Raw genomic sequence first — 20420 nt, forward strand, 5'->3', positions numbered from 1 at the left:
CACCCGCAAATGCCCGCGCCATGGGCGCTGCGTTAAAAAATCGGATATCTGATCAGCCTACTGGCAATGTCACCGATCGCAGCGGTTTGTCGATCTGCTGTTGCAGGAGCAACACCCAATCACCCTCTCGCACCGCAAACAGGGGAGCAAAGTCCCGGCACGGACTGTGCAATCTCCAGCACATTCGATCACTGCCAGGAGCCCTACCCATGACTGAACAGCACGTCATCAACCCACTGTCTACCGGCGCCGATTACCCTGCGCTGGCCGCACGTTTTCGGCCGATCTTCCAACGCATCGCCGAGGGTGCGGTTGAGCGCGAGCACAGCCGCACACTGCCCCATGAACCGATTCAATGGCTCAAGGACGCTGGCTTTGGCGCGGTGCGGGTGCCGGTGGAATACGGCGGCGATGGCGCGTCACTGCCGCAGTTGTTTGAACTGCTGATTGAACTGGCGGCGGCTGATTCCAACGTGCCCCAGGCCCTGCGCGGGCACTTCGCATTTGCCGAAGACCGCCTGAATGCGCCACCCGGCGCAAGCCGTGATCTGTGGTTCAAGCGTTTTGTCGATGGCGATATCGTCGGCTGCGCCTGGACCGAAATCGGCACGGTGGCCATCGGTGAGGTGGTGACCCAGGTCAGCCCTGACAGCGACCGCTGGAAACTCAACGGCGAAAAGTTCTACAGCACCGGCAGCCTGTTCTCGGACTGGATCGATGTTTACGCTCAACGCAGCGACACCGGCGCCGCCGTGATCGCCGCCACCCGCACCCATCAGCCAGGCGTGGTGCAGAGCGATGACTGGGACGGCTTTGGCCAGCGCACCACCGGCAGCGGCACCTCGCGGTTTACCGACGCGGTGGTGGAAACTGAAAACCTGATCGACTTTGCCACCCGCTTCAAATACCAGACTGCGTTCTACCAACTGGTGTTGCTGGCGACACTGGCCGGTATCGGTCGCGCTGCGCTCAGCGACGTGGCCCACCAGGTGCGCAACCGCCAGCGCATCTACAGCCATGGCAATGCAACGCACGTCAGCCAGGATGCGCAGGTGCAACAGGTGGTGGGCGAAGTCGCCGCGTTGGTATACGCCGCCCAGGCCAGCGCGTTGAAGGCCGCAGTGCCGGCGCAACAGGCTTATCTGGCGCGCTTTGGCGGCAATGAAGTGGCCGAACGCGAAGCCAATGTGGCGGCTGAGATTGAGTCGGCGACGGCGCAAGTGGTGGTTTCGGATTTGATCCAGCGTGCCACCAGCCAGTTGTTCAACGCCTTAGGGGCCTCGGATGTGCGCCAAGGCAAGGCGCTGGACCGGCATTGGCGCAACGCACGGACGGTGTCTTCGCACAATCCGGTGATCTACAAGGCGCGGATCGTGGGCGACTGGGTGATCAACGGGACAGAGCCACCGTTTGTGTGGCAAATCGGCAACGGCCCGGCGAAGTCCTGAAGTTGATCTGGGTCAAACTGTGGGAGGGGGCTTGCTCCCGATAGCGGTGGGTCAGTCCTGAATGTATTTACTGACACTCCCTCATCGGGGCATAGGTATCTACACAACTTCAGTTCGCAGCCCCCCTACGGTAACCACGATGCGAAGCGAGCCGCTCTTGCTCTTGATCTGCTTTTGATCTCAGGCGCCCCGTCAAACCACGCTGGCCGGAATTCGACAGGGATTTGGGGGGTAAACCGGCAGGGATGCCGGTTTAGCCGCCCCGCGCCATGGATGGCGCGTGGCGGCGGCCCCCCAAATCCATGGCGGATTACGGGCACACCGAGCCTAGGCGAGGTGCCGAGTGGTGGGGCAAGAGCCCTTTGGTTACTTTGGGGCTCTTTTCCAAAGTGACCCGCTGTAAAAGCGGAACCAATAGCGGCCGTTACCTAAATAACGGATATGTACTCGGTCTAATCCAACATCCTGGTCGCCCCTGAGGCAGCCATCGGGAGCAAGCCCCCTTCCACATTTGGAGCACATGCGGCTCAGAACGCCAGCTTGTACCCCACCGCCATCAACATGACCGCCAGGCACGGACGTAACACGCTGTCTGAGATCTTGCCGGTCATATGGCTGCCGAAGTAGATCCCCGGCAACGAACCCATCAGCAAGAAGCCCAGCAGATGCCAGTCCATATTGCCCATGCTCGCGTGGCCCAGGCCCGCCACCAGGGTCAGGGGCACGGCATGGGCAATTTCGGTGCCCACCAGACGGCGCGTGGCCAGGAACGGATACAGGATAAAGAGCGCCACCGTGCCGAGGGCCCCGGCGCCAATGGACGTCAGGGCCACCATGGTGCCGAGGACCGCGCCGGTCACCACGGTCAGGGCGTTCAGGTTGCGCGGGCGCATGTGGTAGTCATCACCGGCATGTCGCTGAGCAAAGGCCAACAGGCTTTTCTTGAACAGGATCGCCAATGCGGTCAGCAACAGCACAAAGCCCAGCGCCTGCTTGATCACCGCATTCATCGCGCTGGGGTCGGTGTGCAGGCTGGCAAGGAACCACAGCGTCAAAAGCACCGCCGGCACACTGCCCAAGGTCAGCCAGCCAGTGATGGTCCAGTCGATATTGCGGTTCTTGCTGTGCACCAGCACACCACCGGACTTGGTGATGGCGGCATACAGCAAGTCAGTGCCCACCGCGGTGGCCGGGTTGATACCGAACCACAACAGAATCGGCGTCATCAGCGAGCCACCACCGACACCGGTCATACCCACGATAAAACCCACGATCAGGCCGGCAACCACGAAACCAAAATTACCCACATCCATTACAGCTACCTGCGGCCTTATAAATTTCTGGGCGCAGGATAGCGATTTTTCTTATAACCACTTATATCAATATGATCTGACTTTATACCTTTTAGCTTAGCCGTTCACATTGATAAGCCTGGGTCTGATACGGGAAGGCCACGGTGTCACGGCCTCGCAGGGCGGGATGGGTGTCTATCAGCGTGCGCAGTTGCGCGGTGACCGTGGCCTTTTGCGCGGCTGGCAACGCGGCGATAAAGCTCACCGAGAGAAAACGATCCATGATCACTTCCTGTGGGCTGCCCACATGGTGGTAGGCAAAACAGGTTTTTTGCGGCGCGCGAAAATACTCACCGGTAAAGGGTACGCGCCAGTGCCCGGTATGAAAACGTGGGGTGTCGCCCTCGTAAGGCGTGATGATTTCGGTGATCGCCGCCACCCAGTCCACCGATTCATCGCGCACGTTCCACACCAGTCCCAGGCACCCTTTTGGCTTGAGCACGCGGTGGATCTCTGCCAGTGCAGCGCGGGTCGAGAACCAGTGAAACGCCTGGGCACACACGAGTGCGTCGACACTGGCGGACGCCAGGGGGATGGATTCGGCGGTGCCGTCGAGCAAACGTACATCCGGCAACAGCTTGGACAACTGCGCGCCCATGGCCGCCACCGGTTCGACCGCAATCACCGTCGGCGCCAGGCTGCAGAGCAAACGGGTGAACTTGCCAGTACCGGCACCGAGGTCAACCACCGTCGATTGAGCATCGATGCCCAGCGCGTCGGCCAGCCAGCCGGTGAGTTGCCGGGGGTAATCAGGGCGCCCCTGAGCGTAAGTGACAGCCTGGGTAGAGAAACCCTGTTGAGCAGACGTGTGGACACCAGACATTGCCAATCTCTCCTCGGGTAAAGCGGGGCGCACAGTGTGCGCCCTTCCCCGCGGTTTTTCTAATCGGCCTGGCTGGGCAACCACACCCGGAACCGCGCACCGCCAAGGGGCGATGCCAGGGCCGTCAACGTGCCGCCTTGGGCCTCCAGGGCACGTCGGCTGATTGCCAGGCCCAGGCCAAAACCGCCGGTGGCGCGGTCACGGCTGCGATCCAGGCGGTAGAACGGCTCGAAGATGCGTTCGCGCTGGTCCATCGGTATGCCGATGCCGTCGTCGTCCACCCAGATTTCGCAGCCGTTGGGACACACCTTGACCCCCACCTGAATGCGTTTGTCGCAATAGCGCGTCGCGTTGCGCAGCAGGTTCTGCAAGGCGCGGGCGGTAAGGCGCGGGTCGAGGCTGAAGCGCTCCACGGTGCAGTCGAGCGCCACGTCGATGACAATCTCGGGGTTTTCCAGCTCGTCGTCGACGCTGCCCAGCACGCTGTCGATAAACTCATCGAGCGCAACCTCGACCCGTTCGGGCAATTGCGCGGGATTTTGCAGGCGGCTGTAGGACAGCAACTCCAGCACCAGCTCATCCAGCTCGCGAATATGCGCCACCAGGCTTTGCAGGCGCTCGCGACTGGCCTGGGGCAAGTCTTCGGAAAGCGCCAGCGCCAGGCCGAAATCCAGGCGGGTGAGCGGTGTGCGCAGTTCGTGGGAGACCGCATTGAGCAAGTCGCGCTGCTGGTTCAGCAGGTGCTCGATATCGTCGGCCATGGTGTCGAACACCGTCGCCAGGCTGCCGATGCTGGAGCTGGGCGGAAGGCGCGTACGCTCCCCGAGGTGGCCCTTGCCCAACAGCGCGGCGGTGCTTTTGAGGCGCTCCAGGTCTCGCCAGTGAGGACGCAGCCACACCAGCAGGCACGCCAGCAGCGCCGCGCCGATCAGCACGTTCATCGACCAGTACAGCAGGTTCATGTCCAGCGGGTCCGGCGGAATGGTCAGCTTGACCGCGAACTGCTGGTTGATCGGCGAGCTGATTTCTTCCATCCAGCCCCACTCGCCCAGACGGATCACCGACTTGCCTTGCTCCAGCAGTTGTTCTTCCTGCGGCGTATAGCGAGCGTCCTGGCGCAGCAACAGTTCAACCTTCAATGGCGCAAAATCGCGGCTCAACTGGTCGGTCACCTGGGACCAGTGTTCCACGGGTGCGCGCTGGTATTGCTTGACCATCAGCTTTTGCAGGCCGCGGGACTGTTCGATGTTGTAGTCCATGTAGCGGTGTTCGAACAGTTGGATCACCAGCTTGGGAATCAGAAAGATGGCTGCGCTGTAGGTGACGATAGTGATCAGGTAGAGGCGTAGCAGCACACGGAACATGGTTCAGCATTCCCACTCGGAGCGGCTGAACAGATAGCCCTTGCCCCACACGGTCTTGATCTTGCGCGCCTCGCCGGCGTGGTCGTCGAACTTGCGCCGCAACTTGGAAATGGCCACGTCCACCGAGCGATCGGTACCGTTGAACTCGATGCCCCGCAGGCGTTGCAGGATCTGGTCGCGGCTGAGCACTTCACCGGCGTGGCGCGCCAGTACCACCAGCAGGTTGTATTCACCGCTGGACAGCTCCACCGCCTGCTCTCGCCAGGTGACGGTGCGTTCCGACAGGTCGATGCACAGGTTGCCCATGATGATCCGGTCGTTGGCCACCTGAGGCTCGGAGAGGCTGCTACGGCGCAACAGCGTGCGCACCCGGGCCAGCAGCACGCGCGGCTCGCAGGGTTTGGTCACATAATCGTCGGCCCCCATTTCCAGGCCCAGCACCTGGTCGTGGCTGTCGTCGCGGGCGGTCAGCATCAGGATCGGCAGGCCCGCCGAGTCGGCGCGCAGCAGGCGGCAGACTTGCAGGCCGTCCAGGCCCGGCAACATCAGGTCGAGGATCACCAGGTCCGGTGGGTTCAGACGCGCACGTTCGCGGACGTGGTCGCCACGGCTGAGCACGCTGACGTGATAGCCATTGCGTTCCAGGTAGCTGGCAATCAGCTCGGAAAGTGCGGCGTCGTCTTCGACCAGAAGGATGTTGGGCATAGGGTGTTTCCAGAAAATACACTGATAAGTCGTACACAAATCCCATGTGGGAGGGGGCAGGCCCCTCCCACATTGAATCTTCAATAATTGCAGGATTGTGCAAGGATATACGCCCCCAGCCGACTATGGGCCGTACCTTACACTTCTTCACACACGACCTACACAGCTTCACAGCACCACGGCGCAGGTGACTCTAGGATGCGCCAGTCAATATTGGGATAAGAGCATGTCGAAGAATCTATTTGCGCCGTTTTGCCTGTTGGCCCTCACACTGGCGCTGAGCGCGTGTGGTCAGTCTGCAGACGAGGCGCCGGAAATGCCCCTGGCCAAAGTGCGCATCGAAACCCTGCAGGCCAAGCCCCTGTCCATTACCAGCGAACTGAGCGGGCGTATCGCCGCGCCGCGCATTGCCGAAGTGCGTGCCCGAGTGGCCGGTGTGGTCATGCAGCGTGTGTTCAAGGAAGGTCACGATGTGAAACAGGGCGACGTGCTGTTGCGCATCGACCCGGCGCCCTTCAAGGCCGACCTGGACAGCGCCCAGGCCAACCTGAGCAAGGCCGAAGCCAATGCGTTCCAGGCCCGCCTGCAAGAGCAGCGCTACAGCCAGTTGGTTGAAGGCAACGCCATCAGCGGCCAGGAATACGACAACGCCCGCGCCGCCCTGCGCCAGACCAACGCAGAGGTTGCTGCGCAAAAGGCTGCCGTCGAGCGCGCCAGGCTGAACCTGGGCTATGCCACCGTGACCGCGCCGATTTCCGGGCGCATCGGCCGTGCCCTGGTGACCGAAGGCGCGCTGGTCGGCCAGAACGAAGCCACGCCGCTGGCGATCATCCAGCAACTGGACCCGATCCACGCCGACCTCACCCAGTCCACCCGTGAGCTCAATGACCTGCGCCGCGCCTTTCGTGCCGGCAGCCTGAAACAGGTCGGCCAGGACCAGGCCAAGGCCACCCTGATCCAGGACGACGGCAGCCTGTACCCGTTGCCGGGCAAACTGCTGTTCGCCGAGATCAGCGTCGACCCAGGCACCGGGCAAATCATTTTGCGCAGCGAGTTCCCCAACCCGGACCTCGACCTGTTGCCCGGCAGCTTTGTACGGGTACGCCTGGAGCAGGCGGTCGACAAGCAAGGCATCAGCGTGCCGCAACGCGCCATCACCCGTGACAGCGCCGGCATCCCGATGGTGCTGCTGCTGGACGCCGAGCAGACCGTCAGCCAGCAGCCGGTGGAATTGGGCGCGGTGATCGAAGATCGCTGGATCGTCAGCAGCGGCCTCAAGCCAGGCGATCGCATTATCGTCGAGGGCCTGCAACATGCACGCCCCGGCGAAAAAGTTGAAGTGGACGACAGCCCGCTCGTAAAGGAATAACCCGTCATGCCGCAGTTCTTTATTGACCGCCCGATTTTCGCCTGGGTGGTGGCCCTGTTTATCCTGCTGGCCGGTTTCCTGGCCATCCCGCAGTTGCCGGTGGCCCAGTACCCCAACGTCGCGCCACCGAAGGTGGAAATCTACGCGGTGTACCCGGGTGCCTCGGCCCAGACCCTGGACGAAAGCGTGGTCAGCCTGATCGAGCAGGAGCTCAACGGCGCTGATCACCTGCTGTATTTCGAATCCCAGAGCAGCCTGGGTTCGGCGACGATCACCGCGACCTTCCAGCCGGGCACCGACCCGGAAATGGCCCAGGTGGATGTGCAGAACCGCCTCAAGGTGGTCGAGCCGCGCCTGCCGCAAGCGGTTACCCAGCAAGGCTTACAGGTGGAAAAAGTCTCCGCCGGCTTCCTGCTGCTGGTGACCCTGACCTCCAACGACGGCAAACTCGACGACGTTGCGCTCAGCGACTACCTGGCGCGCAACGTGATGAACGAACTCAAGCGCCTGGACGGCGTCGGCAAGGCCCAGTTGTATGGCGCCGAGCGGGCGATGCGTATCTGGATCGACCCGCAGAAGCTGATCGGTTTCAACCTCACGCCAGCGGACGTCAACGCTGCAATCAGTGCGCAGAACGCCCAGGTCTCGGCAGGCAGCATTGGTGACTTGCCGGGCACCAACACCCAGGAAATCACCGCGGCGATCCTGGTCAAGGGGCAATTGTCGACCCCGGCGGAGTTTGCCGACATCGTGCTCAAGGCCAACCCCGACGGCTCCACCGTGCGCATCGGCGATGTGGCGCGCGTGGAAGTCGGCAGCCAGGAATACCAGTTCTCCACGCGTCTGAACGGCAAGCCCTCCACCGCCGTCAGCGTGCAGCTGTCGCCGGGCGCCAACGCGCTGAGTACCGCAACCTTGGTGCGGGCGAAGATGGATGAACTGTCGCGCTACTTCCCGGCCAATGTGGAATACAAGATTCCGTACGACACCTCGCCATTCGTCAAGGTCTCGATCACCAAGGTGGTCTACACCTTGCTTGAGGCCATGGCGCTGGTGTTTGCGGTGATGTTCCTGTTCCTGCAGAACGTGCGCTACACCCTGATCCCCACGCTGGTGGTGCCGATTGCGCTGATGGGCACCTTTGCCACCATGTTGCTACTGGGCTTCTCGATCAACGTGCTGACCATGTTCGGCATGGTGCTGGCCATCGGCATCCTGGTGGACGATGCCATCGTGGTGGTGGAAAACGTCGAGCGCATCATGGCCACCGAGGGCCTGTCGCCCAAGGACGCGACCAAGAAAGCCATGGGCCAGATCACCGGCGCCATCATCGGTATTACCCTGGTGCTGGTGGCGGTGTTCTTGCCGATGGCATTCATGCCGGGCTCGGTGGGCGTGATCTACCAGCAGTTCTCGCTGTCGATGGCCACCTCGATCCTGTTCTCGGCGTTCCTGGCCCTGACCTTGACGCCGGCCCTGTGCGCCACCTTGCTCAAGCCGATTGCCAAGGGCGAGCACCATGCCAAGGGTGGTTTCTTCGGCTGGTTCAACAAGCGCTTTGACCAACTCACCAATCGCTATGAAGGCTGGGTGGCCTATGCCCTCAAGCGCAGCGGCCGCTACCTGCTGATCTACCTGGTATTGCTGGTCGGCATGGGGCTGTTGTTCAGCCGCCTGCCCTCCTCGTTCCTGCCGGTGGAGGACCAGGGTTACACCATCACCGATATCCAGTTGCCACCCGGCGCCAGCAAGAACCGTACGGTGCAGGTGGCCGAACAGATCGAGGCACACAATGCCGGGGAGCCTGGGGTGGGTGATACCACCATGATCATGGGCTTCAGTTTCTCCGGTTCCGGGCAGAACGCGGCGCTGGCGTTTACCACGCTCAAAGACTGGTCGGAACGCGGCAGCGATGACTCGGCGGCGTCGATTGCCGACCGCGCCAACATGGCCTTTGGCGACCTCAAGGATGCGATTGCCTACGCGATCCTGCCTCCGCCGGTGGACGGCCTCGGCACCTCCAGTGGTTTCGAGTTCCGCCTGCAGGACCGTGGCGGCGTTGGCCACGCTGGGTTGATGGCTGCACGTACCGAGTTGCTGGACGCGGCGGCGAAAAGCCCGATCCTGGCCAACGTGCGCGAAAGCGCCCTGGCCGAAGCCCCGCAAGTGCAGCTGGAAGTCGACCGCAAGCAAGCCAATGCCTTGGGCGTGTCGTTCGCCGATGTGGGCAATGTGCTGTCTTCCGCGATCGGCTCGGCTTACGTCAATGACTTTCCCAACCAGGGCCGTATGCAGCGCGTGGTGGTGCAGGCCGAAGGCGACCAGCGCAGCCAGGTGGCCGACCTGATGAAGATCAACGTGCGCAACAACGCCGGCAAGATGGTGCCGCTGTCGGCGTTTGTCGAAGCCAAGTGGACCCAAGGCCCGACGCAGTTGACCCGCTATAACGGCTACCCGGCCATCGCCATCAGCGGTGAAGCGGCGCCGGGGCACAGCACCGGCGAGGCCATGGAAGAAATCCAGCGCCTGGTCAGCCAGTTGCCCGCCGGCCTGGGCCAGGAATGGACCGGGTTGTCCTTGCAGGAGCGCTTGTCCGGCTCCCAGGCACCGCTGCTGTTGGGCCTGTCATTGCTGATCGTGTTCCTGTGCCTGGCGGCGCTGTACGAGAGCTGGTCGATCCCAACCTCGGTATTGCTGGTGGTGCCACTGGGGGTACTGGGCGCGGTGTTGGCCGTGTCGCTTCGCGGGATGCCCAACGACGTGTTCTTCAAGGTCGGCTTGATCACCATCATCGGCCTGTCGGCGAAGAACGCGATCCTGATCATCGAGTTTGCCAAGGACCTATATGACCAGGGCGAGGACTTGATCGACGCCACCTTGAAGGCGGCGCGGTTGCGATTGCGGCCGATCATCATGACGTCCCTGGCGTTTATCCTCGGCGTGGTGCCGCTGGCAATTGCCACCGGGGCCAGTTCGGCCAGCCAGCAGGCGATTGGTACCGGTGTGATTGGCGGGATGATCACGGCGACATTGGCGGTGGTGTTTGTGCCGGTGTTCTTCGTGGTGGTGATGAAGCTGGTGCGCAAGCGCCATAAACCAAACTGATCAACGCCGCTCCCAAATGTGGGAGCTGGCTTGCCTGCGATGACGGCGGCACAGGCGACATAAGTGTTGCCTGAACCAACGCTATCGCAGGCAAGCCAGCTCCCACAGGGTTATTGATTGCATTCATGATCAGGTACACCCGAATGAGCTATGGTGCTCACACATACTTATCTGTGAGCCGCCATGCCCTTCCTCGCCCGCACCCACCCTCGCCTCTCGTCCGCAGCCGTACTGGGCCTTGCCGTGGGCATTCTGGTACCGGCCGACACCCTCGCCAGCAAAATCCTGATCGGCTGGAACGCCGGAGTCTGGACCTACCTGATACTGATGCTGTGGCTGACCATTCGCGCCAAGGCCGAAGACGTCAAACGCATCGCCGAAATCGAAGACGAGAACGCCGGCTTGGTGCTGTTCATGGTGTGCATCGCCGCCATCGCCAGCCTGGCGACCATTACCTTCGAACTGGTCGGCAGCAAAGACCTGGCCACCTCCGAGCGCCTGCTGCACTACGGCTTTACCGGGCTGACGGTGATCGGCTCATGGCTGCTGATCGGGGTGATTTTCAGCGTGCACTACGCCAGGCTTTATTACACTTGGCCAGGCAAGGAACCGGCCTTGCGTTTTGCCGAAGGCTTGCTCACGCCCAATTATTGGGACTTCCTGTATTTCTCCTTCACCATTGGCGTGGCCGTACAAACCTCGGATGTGGGCGTCGCCACCCGTGGCCTGCGTAAAGTGGTGTTGGGGCAATCGTTGATCGGATTTCTATTCAATACCGCCATCCTGGGCTTTTCGATCAACATCGCCGCCGGCCTATTCGGCTAGGGCTGCACAAACCTTCTAGACGCTCACACAACCGCCGAGCATGAATACACTTAACTTTTCCATCTCGGTGGTTTATGACCGCGCACAATTGGATCGACCTTTCCCAGGACGCCGACACCGGCATCGAGACGTTGCGCGCGCATTTTGAAGGCCACGCCTACGACCCCCATTGGCACGATAGCTACCTGATCGGCGTCACCGAACAAGGCGTGCAGCAGTTCAATTGCCGCCGCACCCGCCATAACAGCGTACCCGGCCAGGTGTTCCTGCTGGAGCCCGACGAGTTGCATGACGGCGACGCACCAACGGTAGATGGCTTCACCTATCACATGCTCTACCTCGACCCGCAATGGCTGGCGCGGGAAGTGAGTGCGGTGTTTGAAGAGGCGCCTGCCAACAGCCAGTTGAGCTTTGCCAATACCTTGATCTGCGACCCACGCCTGGCGTTGGCCACCAGCCAAGCGTTCCAGTCGCTGCATAGCAGCGAATTGCGCATCGTGCGCCAGCGTGCGATGGACCAGTTGTTGGAGCTCATCACCGGCCAACTTTACTGGCGCACCCGTTATCACCCAGACCCGCGTCTGCCACAGGTGGCCCACAAGGCCCGGGAATATCTGCATGCACATCTGCATCACGACGTGGGTATGGATGAACTGGCGCGGGCCTGCAACGTCGACCGTTTCCGCCTGACCCGTGCGTTCAAGAGCGCCTTCGGCTTGGCACCCCATGCTTATCTGGTGCAACTGCGCCTGGCGCGTGCCCGGCACTTGTTGGCTAAAGGCGAGCCGCCAGCGCAAGTGGCCACGCTGCTGGGCTTTGCCGACCAGAGCCACCTGGGCCGCTGGTTTATGCGCGCCTACGGCCTGACCCCGGCGGCCTATCGCAAGCGTTGCTCAAATCTTCCAGACAGGTAGCGCGTAGGTTTGTGAAGCTCGACTCCATCGATTGGTATACCGGAGTCTCCCCGCCATGCAGTCCACGTTGCTCCCTTTCATGCTGTTTGCATGCGTCGCCTCCATTACCCCCGGCCCCACCAATATCCTGGTGCTGAGCAACAGCGCCCGTTACGGTTTCAAGGCTGCGCTGCCGATCATTTTCGGTGCCTGCGCGGGAGCTGCGGGGATCGTGCTGCTGGTGGGCAGCGGGATCGGTCAGTCGCTGGTGCAAATGCCCAAGGTGCAAACCGCGATGCAATGGGTCGGCGTAGCCTGGCTGAGTGTCCTGGCCTGGCGAATCTTCAGCGCCCCGGCTCAAGCCATCCAGGCCGATGCCAGGCAAAAACCCTTGGGCCTGTCCGGTGCCGCAGCGCTGCAATTGGTCAACCCCAAGACCTGGATGATGGCGCTGGCAGTGGTGAGCGTATTTGCGGGTACTGGCGCGCAACGCGAGAGCCAGGTGATGTACCTGTCATTGGTGTTTTTTCTGATTTCACTTCCCTGCCTGGGTCTGTGGGCACTGCTGGGCTCGGGTTCAGCCCGGATAGTGCGGTCGGCCCACGCCATGCAATGGTTCAATCGCGCGATGGCGCTGGTGCTGCTAGCTGCAACCTGGGTGAGCGTGTTTCGCTGAATACCCGGTCATCCGGTCACGTCCTACAATTTCTTGACGACTTTCCTACTTTAATGGTTTCCTGAAACCGGTTTCAGTCATTCCAATAAGAACAGAAGGTCAATGGCCGTGAACAACTTTTCCGCCGCCCAGCGCAGCCGCGTGACCATGCTCGATGTCGCCGAGCGCGCTGGCGTGTCCAAGGCCAGCGTGTCGCGCTTCATCGGCGATGACCGCGCCTTGCTCTCCGATGCCATCGCCCTGCGTATCGAACAGGCTATCGACGAACTCGGCTATCGCCCCAACCAGATGGCCCGCGGCCTCAAGCGTGGGCGCACGCGCCTGATCGGTATGCTAGTGGCCGATATCCGCAACCCCTATTCCATTGCCGTGATGCACGGCGTCGAAACCGCCTGCCGCCAGCACGGCTACAGCCTGGTGGTGTGCAACACCGACCGCGATGACGAACAGGAGCGCCAACACCTGGCAGCGCTGCGCTCGTACAACATCGAAGGGTTGATCGTGAACACCCTCGGCCACCACCTCGACCAACTGCTGGAACTGCAACGGGAAATGCCGCTGGTGCTGGTGGACCGCAAGGTCGAGCCGTTGCACAGCGACCTGGTCGGGCTGGACAACCCGGCAGCGGTACGTATTGCGCTAGAGCATCTTGAGCAACAGGGTTATCGCGACGTGCTGCTGGTGAGCGAAGCCACCGATGGCACCAGCTCGCGCCTTGAGCGCCTGGAGAGTTTCACCACCGAGATTGCCAAACGCCCGGCGTTGACCGGTGCCGTGGTTGAGCTGAACGGCGAACTGGAAAAACGTCTGCAAGCCTTTCTCGCCAAGCCCGGCCCCAAGGCGCTGTTTTGCGCCAACGGTGTTGCTGCGCTGGCCTGCACACGTGCGCTCAAGGCATTGGGTTGCGAGCTGTTCACCGATGTGGGCCTGATTGCCCTGGATGACCTGGACTGGTACCCGCTGGTGGGTAACGGCATCACCGCCCTCGCCCAGCCGACGCAAGCGATTGGTGCCAGCGCTTTTGACTGTTTGCTCAAGCGTCTGCGCGGCGATACCGCCCCCACGCGCACCCTGGATTTTTTACCCGAGCTGATTATCCGCGGCTCGACACAATCCCCTGTGGGAGCGGGCTTGCTCGCGAACGCGATAGATCAGCCACTCTTGCGCTGACTGACACACCGCCTTCGCGAGCAAGCCCGCTCCCACATTTTGTTTTGCGTATAAAAATGAAACCGGTTTCAGAGGTAAACAACAATGCATAAATACCCCGTCTCCATCAGCCTTTCCAGCTACGGCGCCGACCTCGTCCGCCAGCAGGGCCAATTGAGTTTTGTCGCGCTACTCAACGCCGCCGGTGCCCAGCGCATCGAATGGCGGGAAGAGTTGCTGACCCGCGAACAACCCGCCGAACTGGCCCAAGCCGCCGCTGAACAGGGCCTGGAATCGGTCTTTTCCTCGCCCCTGGAACTCTGGGTTGCCGGCCGTGCGCAGCCCAATGCCGAGCTGGCCGCCACCCTGGACCGCGCCCAGGCCTTTGGCTCGGGCTGGCTGAAGGTCTCGCTCGGTTACTTCACCGACACAAACGACCTGGAAAGCCTGCACGCCTTGCTCAACCGTCACCCGGTCAAGCTGCTGGTGGAAAACGATCAGACCCTGCACGGTGGGCGTATTGAACCCATGCAACGGTTTTTCACCGAGGTCGAACGCCTGGGCCTGCCGGTGAAGATGACCTTCGATATCGGCAACTGGCAGTGGCAAGACCAATCTGCGCTGACCGCTGCACGCCTGCTGGGCCGGCATGTGGACTACCTGCATTGCAAGGCCGTGGCCCGTCGCCCGGACGGCAAGCTGGTGGCCTTGCCACCCGGCGCCACCGACCTGCATCTGTGGGAACAACTGCTCAAGCATATGACTCAAGGTATTACGCGGGCGGTGGAATTTCCGTTGCAGGGCGATGATCTGGTCGAGGTCACTGCGCAACAAGTCGCCACCCTCGCCTGCCTTGGCCAACCCCGCGTGGAGAACGCCCATGTCTGAGATCGATATCCTGTCGTTTGGTGAAACCATGGCGATGTTTGTCGCCGAGCAGACCGGCGATCTGGCCCAGGTCGCGCAGTTTCACAAACGCATTGCCGGCGCCGACAGCAATGTCGCGATTGGCTTGTCGCGCCTGGGGTTCAACGTGGCATGGCTGAGCCGAGTCGGTGACGATTCCCTCGGACGCTTTGTGGTCGACACGCTGGGCAAGGAAGGCATTGATTGCCGCCATGTGGCCGTCGACCCGTTGCATCCCACCGGGTTTCAGCTCAAGTCGCGCGAAGAGGCCGGCGCTGATCCTCAGGTCGAGTACTTTCGCAAAGGCTCGGCGGCCAGCCATTTGTCCATCGCCGATATCAGCCCTGCGTTGTTGCAAGCCCGCCATCTGCACGCTACCGGGATTCCACCGGCATTGTCCGATGCCACCCGTGAACTCTCCTTCGAACTGATGACGCAGATGCGCAACGCCGGGCGCAGCGTGTCGTTCGACCCGAACCTGCGCCCCTCGCTCTGGGCCAGCCAGACGCAGATGATCCGCGAAATCAATGCCCTGGCCGCTCTGGCGGACTGGGTGTTGCCGGGCCTGGGTGAAGGCCGCCTGCTCACCGGTTTCGAAGATCCTGCGGATATCGCTGCGTTCTACCTCGACCAGGGCGCCGAAGCCGTGGCGATCAAGCTCGGCCCCGAAGGCGCTTATTACCGCACCCACATGGACCAGGGCTTTGTCGCCGCCGTAAAGGTGGAAAAAGTCGTGGACACCGTCGGCGCCGGCGACGGCTTTGCCGTGGGCATGATCAGTGCCCTGCTGGAAAACTCAAGCTTCCCCGAGGCGGTGCAGCGCGCTAACTGGATCGGCAGCCGCGCCGTGCAGAGCCGTGGCGATATGGAGGGTTTGCCGACCCGCGCCGAATTACCCACTCGATCCGTTGCATAGCCCATTACCTGTTGCCACAACTACAACAAGCTCAGGAGCAACCCCATGGAAACCGTGAAACTCGCCACCCGTCGCTGGTGGTACATCATGCCTATCGTGTTTATCACCTACAGCCTGGCCTACCTGGACCGCGCCAACTACGGCTTCGCCGCCGCGTCCGGCATGGCCGAAGACCTGATGATCACGCCCGGCATGTCCTCGCTGCTCGGCGCACTGTTTTTCCTTGGCTACTTTTTCTTCCAGGTGCCGGGGGCGATCTACGCGCAAAAGCGCAGCGTCAAGAAACTGATCTTCGTCAGCCTGATCCTCTGGGGCGGCCTGGCGACCCTGACCGGCGTGGTGTCCAACGCCTATATGCTGATCGTCATCCGCTTCATGCTCGGGGTGGTCGAAGCGGCGGTGATGCCGGCCATGCTGGTGTACCTGTGCCACTGGTTCACCCGTGCCGAACGCTCGCGGGCCAACACCTTCCTGATCCTCGGCAACCCGGTGACCATGCTGTGGATGTCGGTGGTGTCGGGCTACCTGGTGCAGCATTTCAGCTGGCGCTGGATGTTCATCATCGAGGGCCTGCCGGCGGTGTTGTGGGCGTTTATCTGGTGGAAGCTGGCCGATGAGCGCCCCAAGGATGCCAAGTGGCTGAGCGACGCCGAAAAGCACAGCCTGGAAACCGCCCTCGCCGCCGAGCAGGTGGGAATCAAGGCCGTGAAGAACTACGCCGAGGCGTTCCGTTCGCCCAAGGTGATCATCCTTGCCCTGCAATTCTTCTGCTGGAGCATTGGCGTGTATGGCTTTGTGCTGTGGCTGCCGTCGATCCTCAAGGCCGGCTTGCAGATGGACATGGTCGAAGCCGGCTGGCTGTCGGCTCTGCCCTACCTGGCGGCGGTGATCGGGATGCTGGTGGTGTCCTGGGGCTCGGACAAACTGCAAAAGCGTAAGCGCTTTGTGTGGCCACCGCTGTTGATTGCATCGATTGCGTTTTACGCCTCTTACGTACTCGGCGCCGAGCACTTCTGGTGGTCCTATACCTTGCTGGTGATCGCCGGGGCCTGCATGTACGCCCCCTATGGCCCGTTCTTCGCCATCGTTCCGGAAATCCTCCCGGCCAACGTCGCCGGTGGCGCCATGGCGCTGATCAACAGCATGGGCGCGCTGGGCTCGTTCGGTGGCTCTTACCTGGTGGGCTACCTCAACAGCAGCACCGGCTCGCCTGGCGCTTCGTACCTGTTGATGAGCGGCGCGTTGCTGCTGTCGGTGGTGCTGACGATTTTCCTCAAGCCCGGCGCCAGTGACCGCTCGCCGGTGCCAACCCTGGAGTTGAAGGTAAAAACCTCATGAAAAAGTCCGTTGTGTTGTACAAGAAACTCTCCGCGCCGCTGATGGCTCGCCTGCATGAGCAGGCCGAGGTCACGCTGATCGATGCACTGGATGAGGCCGGCCTGGCCAAACTGCGCGATGCGCTGCCCGGCGCCCATGGCCTGTTGGGTGCAAGCCTGCGCCTGGACGCCCAGTTGCTCGACCTGGCACCCAAGCTGGAAGCAGTGGCCAGCGTTTCGGTCGGGGTCGACAACTACGACATCGATTACCTGACCCAACGCGGCATCCTGCTCAGCAACACCCCGGATGTGCTCACCGAAACCACCGCCGACACCGGCTTTGCGCTGATCCTGGCGACCGCCCGGCGTGTGGTCGAGTTGGCCGACATGGTGCGTGCCGGCCAGTGGAACAAGAACATCGGCCCGGCGCATTTTGGCAGCGATGTGCATGGCAAGACGTTGGGTATCATCGGCATGGGCCGCATCGGCGAAGCCTTGGCCCAGCGTGGGCATTTTGGCTTCGGCATGCCGGTGATCTACCACAGCCATTCGCCAAAGCCTGCGGTGGAGGCGCGCTTTGGCGCGCAGTACCGAAGCTTGCAGGACTTGCTCAAAGAAGCGGATTTTGTTTGCCTGACGTTGCCGCTGACGGCTGAAACCGAGAAGTTGATTGGCGCGCAAGAATTCGCGTTGATGGGGGCGGAGACGATCTTCATCAATATCTCACGGGGCAAAGTAGTGGACGAAGCGGCACTGGTCGAGGCTCTGCAGCAGCGCACTATCCGCGCGGCGGGGTTGGATGTATTCGAGAAAGAACCGCTGGATCACGCATCACCGCTGCTGCGCTTGAACAACGTGGTGGCGACGCCGCATATCGGCTCAGCCACCCATGAAACGCGCGAGGCGATGGCCAAGTGTGCGGTGGATAATCTGCTGCAGGCGTTGTCGGGCGAGCGACCGCAAAACCTGGTGAACCCTGGGGCCTGGAAGCAATAACCCCTGGAACAACACTGTCCGATGTGGGAGGGGGCTTGCCCCCGATGGCCATAGGTATCTACACAACTCTGTAGCGCCAACGGTAACCACGATGCGAAGCGAGCCGCTGTTGATCTTGATCTGCTTTTGATCTTGATCTCAGGCGCCCCGTTAAACCACGCTGGCCGAACCTAAGCGAGGTGCCGAGTGGTGGGGCAAGAGCGTTTTGCTTACTTTTGCCTGGGCCGGCATTCCGGCTTTTCAAAAGTGAGCCGCTGTCAGAGCGGAACCCTAGGTGGCCGTTACCGCAGGAATGGATATGTACACGGTCCAACTGTGTTGACTGTTAGGCCGTCTTCGCAGGCAAGCCAGCTCCCACAGTTGGATCGCTGAGTGTCAGGTAGATTGGCGTGGGCTGGCAGGCCGCCATCGCAGGCAAGCCAGCTCCCACATTTGGATTTCGGAGCGTCAGATGGATATGCGCCGGCTGTCAGGCCGTCACGGGAGCAAGCCCCCTCCCACATTTTGATGTGGTCGGCCTATACAGCGACTTCATGAATATTCTTTTACACTTCTGACGACTGACGGTTTCTGGCATTCTTCGCCTCCATTTTCCGACCCGAGCCTTCATTTTGTCTGACGCTCAAGCCCCTCGTCCGCGCTATAAATCCGACCTGATCTACGGCCTGGACGACCGCCCGCACTTCACCGCTGCGATTTTTGCCGCCTTGCAGCATGTGCTGGCGAGCTTTGTCGGCATCATTACCCCGACCCTGATCGTCGGCGGCGTACTTGGCCTGGAAAGCGAAGTGCCGTACCTGGTGAGCATGGCGCTATTCGTCTCGGGGCTTGGCACCTTTGTGCAGGCACGCACGTTCGGGCCAGTGGGTTCGGGCCTGTTGTGCCTGCAAGGCACCAGCTTTTCGTTTATCAGCGTGATTCTCAGTGCGGGCTTTATGGTCAAGGCCCGAGGCGGCGGCACCGATGAGATCCTCTCAACGATCTTTGGCATCTGCTTTTTCGCCGCGTTTATCGAGGTGGTGCTGAGCCAGTTCATCGGCAAACTGCGCAAGCTGATCACCCCGGTTGTAACTGGCACCATCATTACCTTGATGGGCCTGTCACTGATCAAGGTGGCGGTCACCGACATGGCCGGCGGCTATGGCGCTGGCGACCTGGGCGCCGCCAGCAATATGGGCCTGGCGGCGCTGGTGCTGCTGACCATCGTGGTGCTCAACCGCTTCAACAACCCGTTCCTGCGCCTGGGTTCGATCGTGATCGGCCTGACGCTGGGCTTTGTGGTGGCGTGGTGGCTGGGCCGCGTCGACATGGCCGCCCTGCCCCAGGTGCCGTTGATCAGCGTGCCAGTGCCGTTCAAGTACGGCTTCGCGTTCGACTGGGTGGCATTTATCCCGGTGGCGGTGATCTTCCTGATTTCGCCTCTGGAAGCCGCCGGTGACCTGACTGCCAACTCGATGATTTCCCAACAACCGGTCAAGGGCCCGCTCTATATCAAGCGCATCAAGTCCGGCCTGCTGGCCGACGGCCTCAACTCGGCGATGGCCGCCACCTTCAACAGCCTGCCGATGGTGACCTTCGCGCAGAACAACGGGGTGATCCAGCTGACCGGCGTGGCCAGCCGCTACGTGGCGTACTTTATCGCCGGGCTGCTGGTGCTGCTGGGGTTGTTCCCGATGATCGGCGCGGTGCTGCAACTGATGCCCAAACCAGTACTTGGCGGCGCGACCCTGATCATGTTCGGCACCGTAGCCGTGGCCGGGATCAAGATCCTCGCCGAAGCCGGCCTGCACCGGCGCAATGTGCTGATCGTGGCGATTTCCCTGGGGATGGGCCTGGGCGTCGCCGCAGTGCCGGAAGTGCTGCGCGACTTGCCCAAGGCGCTGCACAACATCTTCGAATCGCCGATCACTGTGGGCGCGTTCTGTGCAATCCTGCTGAACATTTTCCTGCCCGAAGAGTTCATAGAGCTGGAAGAAGATGAATTCGATCCGGAGTCCTCTACCCTCAAGGTCATGCAGGACCCGGACGTCACGAAACAGTAGGAGCACTTTTATATGCGCAAGCTCATGGTTCTTTCGTTGTTGTTGCTGAGCTTGAGCGCCTGCGCGCTGTTCCCCAATCGCGACCCGGTGAATATCAACGTGGTGGGCATCGAGCCCCTGCAAAGCCAGGATCTGGAAGTGCGCTTTGCCGTGAAGCTGCGGGTGCAGAACCCCAATGAAACAGCAATCGACTACAACGGCGTGGCGCTGGATCTGGAAGTCAATGGCCGGCCGTTGGCGTCCGGGGTAAGTGACCAGGCCGGCAGCATCCCACGTTTTTCCGAGACGGTGCTGATGGTCCCCGTGAGTGTTTCGGCGTTCTCGGTGTTGCGCCAAACCCTGGGCCTGAGCCAGACCCAAAGCCTGAATAACCTGCCCTATGTGCTGCGCGGCAAACTGGCGGGCGGATTGTTCGGCACCATGCGCTTTGTAGAGCGTGGCACTCTGGATTTGCCCAATACCGCCACCTGGTGATGCGCGAGTGATCTGATCCAAATCTGCGAAATGCAAGCTCGCGCCTACAAAAGCCTTGGGT

The 20420-nt window shown here is 61.6% G+C and carries 17 protein-coding genes; 13 read left to right on the forward strand and 4 right to left on the reverse strand.

The window, feature by feature from the left end; genetic code table 11:
* Positions 1–209: 209 nt before the first annotated feature.
* Positions 210–1448: an acyl-CoA dehydrogenase family protein gene (locus IH404_RS15965; RefSeq protein WP_194438415.1), complete on the forward strand. Its 1239-nt coding sequence runs from the start codon at positions 210–212 to the stop codon at positions 1446–1448.
* Positions 1449–1975: 527 nt separating this feature from the next.
* On the opposite strand, the gene IH404_RS15970 is transcribed toward IH404_RS15965, so the two are convergent.
* The 4 genes from IH404_RS15970 to IH404_RS15985 form a co-directional block, all read right to left on the reverse strand.
* Entirely contained in the window at positions 1976–2761 is a 786-nt protein-coding gene (locus tag IH404_RS15970) for a sulfite exporter TauE/SafE family protein (RefSeq protein WP_122733091.1), read from the reverse strand.
* A 91-nt stretch (positions 2762–2852) separates the two neighbouring features.
* A complete protein-coding gene (locus IH404_RS15975; protein WP_005788608.1) occupies positions 2853–3623 on the reverse strand; it encodes a class I SAM-dependent methyltransferase in 771 nt (256 codons plus the stop codon).
* A gap of 59 nt (positions 3624–3682) precedes the next feature.
* The gene (locus IH404_RS15980) at positions 3683–4987 is read right to left on the reverse strand and encodes an ATP-binding protein (RefSeq protein WP_005788609.1); all 1305 of its coding nucleotides are present in this window, start codon (positions 4985–4987) and stop codon (positions 3683–3685) included.
* Between the two features lie 3 nt (positions 4988–4990).
* The gene (locus IH404_RS15985; protein WP_005788610.1) at positions 4991–5692 is read right to left on the reverse strand and encodes a response regulator transcription factor; all 702 of its coding nucleotides are present in this window, start codon (positions 5690–5692) and stop codon (positions 4991–4993) included.
* A 226-nt stretch (positions 5693–5918) separates the two neighbouring features.
* On the opposite strand from IH404_RS15985, the gene IH404_RS15990 reads away from it, so the two are divergent.
* From IH404_RS15990 to IH404_RS16045, 12 genes are all read left to right on the forward strand, one after another.
* On the forward strand, positions 5919–7061 hold the full coding sequence (locus IH404_RS15990) for an efflux RND transporter periplasmic adaptor subunit (RefSeq protein ID WP_005788613.1): 1143 nt from the start codon (positions 5919–5921) through the stop codon (positions 7059–7061).
* Between the two features lie 6 nt (positions 7062–7067).
* A complete protein-coding gene (locus IH404_RS15995) occupies positions 7068–10166 on the forward strand; it encodes an efflux RND transporter permease subunit (protein WP_005788615.1) in 3099 nt (1032 codons plus the stop codon).
* A gap of 183 nt (positions 10167–10349) precedes the next feature.
* Complete coding sequence (locus IH404_RS16000) at positions 10350–10991, forward strand: DUF1345 domain-containing protein (protein ID WP_005788617.1); 642 nt, start codon at positions 10350–10352, stop codon at positions 10989–10991.
* A gap of 74 nt (positions 10992–11065) precedes the next feature.
* Positions 11066–11905 carry an AraC family transcriptional regulator gene (locus IH404_RS16005; protein WP_194438417.1) on the forward strand — a complete coding sequence of 280 codons (840 nt, stop codon included), beginning with the start codon at positions 11066–11068 and terminating at the stop codon, positions 11903–11905.
* Between the two features lie 55 nt (positions 11906–11960).
* The gene (locus tag IH404_RS16010; protein ID WP_194438419.1) at positions 11961–12560 is read left to right on the forward strand and encodes a LysE family translocator; all 600 of its coding nucleotides are present in this window, start codon (positions 11961–11963) and stop codon (positions 12558–12560) included.
* 108 nt (positions 12561–12668) lie between these two features.
* Entirely contained in the window at positions 12669–13730 is a 1062-nt protein-coding gene (locus IH404_RS16015) for a LacI family DNA-binding transcriptional regulator (RefSeq protein ID WP_005788624.1), read from the forward strand.
* A gap of 84 nt (positions 13731–13814) precedes the next feature.
* Complete coding sequence (locus tag IH404_RS16020; RefSeq protein ID WP_194438421.1) at positions 13815–14597, forward strand: TIM barrel protein; 783 nt, start codon at positions 13815–13817, stop codon at positions 14595–14597.
* Positions 14590–15531, forward strand: a complete 942-nt coding sequence (locus IH404_RS16025; RefSeq protein WP_005788628.1) for a sugar kinase — start codon at positions 14590–14592, stop codon at positions 15529–15531. The genes IH404_RS16020 and IH404_RS16025 overlap by 8 nt, the downstream gene beginning before the upstream one ends.
* A gap of 45 nt (positions 15532–15576) precedes the next feature.
* Entirely contained in the window at positions 15577–16869 is a 1293-nt protein-coding gene (locus IH404_RS16030) for an MFS transporter (protein ID WP_005788630.1), read from the forward strand.
* Positions 16866–17843, forward strand: coding sequence for a bifunctional glyoxylate/hydroxypyruvate reductase B (locus tag IH404_RS16035; RefSeq protein WP_005788632.1), 978 nt, complete (start codon positions 16866–16868; stop codon positions 17841–17843). The genes IH404_RS16030 and IH404_RS16035 overlap by 4 nt, the downstream gene beginning before the upstream one ends.
* 611 nt (positions 17844–18454) lie before the next feature.
* Positions 18455–19885, forward strand: coding sequence for a nucleobase:cation symporter-2 family protein (locus IH404_RS16040; protein WP_005788634.1), 1431 nt, complete (start codon positions 18455–18457; stop codon positions 19883–19885).
* 12 nt (positions 19886–19897) lie between these two features.
* Complete coding sequence (locus IH404_RS16045; RefSeq protein ID WP_005788636.1) at positions 19898–20359, forward strand: LEA type 2 family protein; 462 nt, start codon at positions 19898–19900, stop codon at positions 20357–20359.
* The last annotated feature ends 61 nt before the right edge of the window (positions 20360–20420 follow it).

The organism is Pseudomonas sp. OST1909 (assembly GCF_015277575.1).
GTDB classification, from domain to species: domain Bacteria; phylum Pseudomonadota; class Gammaproteobacteria; order Pseudomonadales; family Pseudomonadaceae; genus Aquipseudomonas; species Aquipseudomonas synxantha_A.

Coding starts and splice junctions, on each gene's coding strand:
- IH404_RS15985 (WP_005788610.1), bottom strand. CDS start 5,692: ATGCCCAACATCCTTCTGGTCGAAGACGACGCCGCACTTTCCGAGCTG.
- IH404_RS15975 (WP_005788608.1), bottom strand. CDS start 3,623: ATGTCTGGTGTCCACACGTCTGCTCAACAGGGTTTCTCTACCCAGGCT.
- IH404_RS16045 (WP_005788636.1), top strand. CDS start 19,898: ATGCGCAAGCTCATGGTTCTTTCGTTGTTGTTGCTGAGCTTGAGCGCC.
- IH404_RS15970 (WP_122733091.1), bottom strand. CDS start 2,761: ATGGATGTGGGTAATTTTGGTTTCGTGGTTGCCGGCCTGATCGTGGGT.
- IH404_RS16020 (WP_194438421.1), top strand. CDS start 13,815: ATGCATAAATACCCCGTCTCCATCAGCCTTTCCAGCTACGGCGCCGAC.
- IH404_RS16005 (WP_194438417.1), top strand. CDS start 11,066: ATGACCGCGCACAATTGGATCGACCTTTCCCAGGACGCCGACACCGGC.
- IH404_RS16025 (WP_005788628.1), top strand. CDS start 14,590: ATGTCTGAGATCGATATCCTGTCGTTTGGTGAAACCATGGCGATGTTT.
- IH404_RS16000 (WP_005788617.1), top strand. CDS start 10,350: ATGCCCTTCCTCGCCCGCACCCACCCTCGCCTCTCGTCCGCAGCCGTA.
- IH404_RS16030 (WP_005788630.1), top strand. CDS start 15,577: ATGGAAACCGTGAAACTCGCCACCCGTCGCTGGTGGTACATCATGCCT.
- IH404_RS15990 (WP_005788613.1), top strand. CDS start 5,919: ATGTCGAAGAATCTATTTGCGCCGTTTTGCCTGTTGGCCCTCACACTG.
- IH404_RS16035 (WP_005788632.1), top strand. CDS start 16,866: ATGAAAAAGTCCGTTGTGTTGTACAAGAAACTCTCCGCGCCGCTGATG.
- IH404_RS15980 (WP_005788609.1), bottom strand. CDS start 4,987: ATGTTCCGTGTGCTGCTACGCCTCTACCTGATCACTATCGTCACCTAC.
- IH404_RS15965 (WP_194438415.1), top strand. CDS start 210: ATGACTGAACAGCACGTCATCAACCCACTGTCTACCGGCGCCGATTAC.
- IH404_RS15995 (WP_005788615.1), top strand. CDS start 7,068: ATGCCGCAGTTCTTTATTGACCGCCCGATTTTCGCCTGGGTGGTGGCC.
- IH404_RS16010 (WP_194438419.1), top strand. CDS start 11,961: ATGCAGTCCACGTTGCTCCCTTTCATGCTGTTTGCATGCGTCGCCTCC.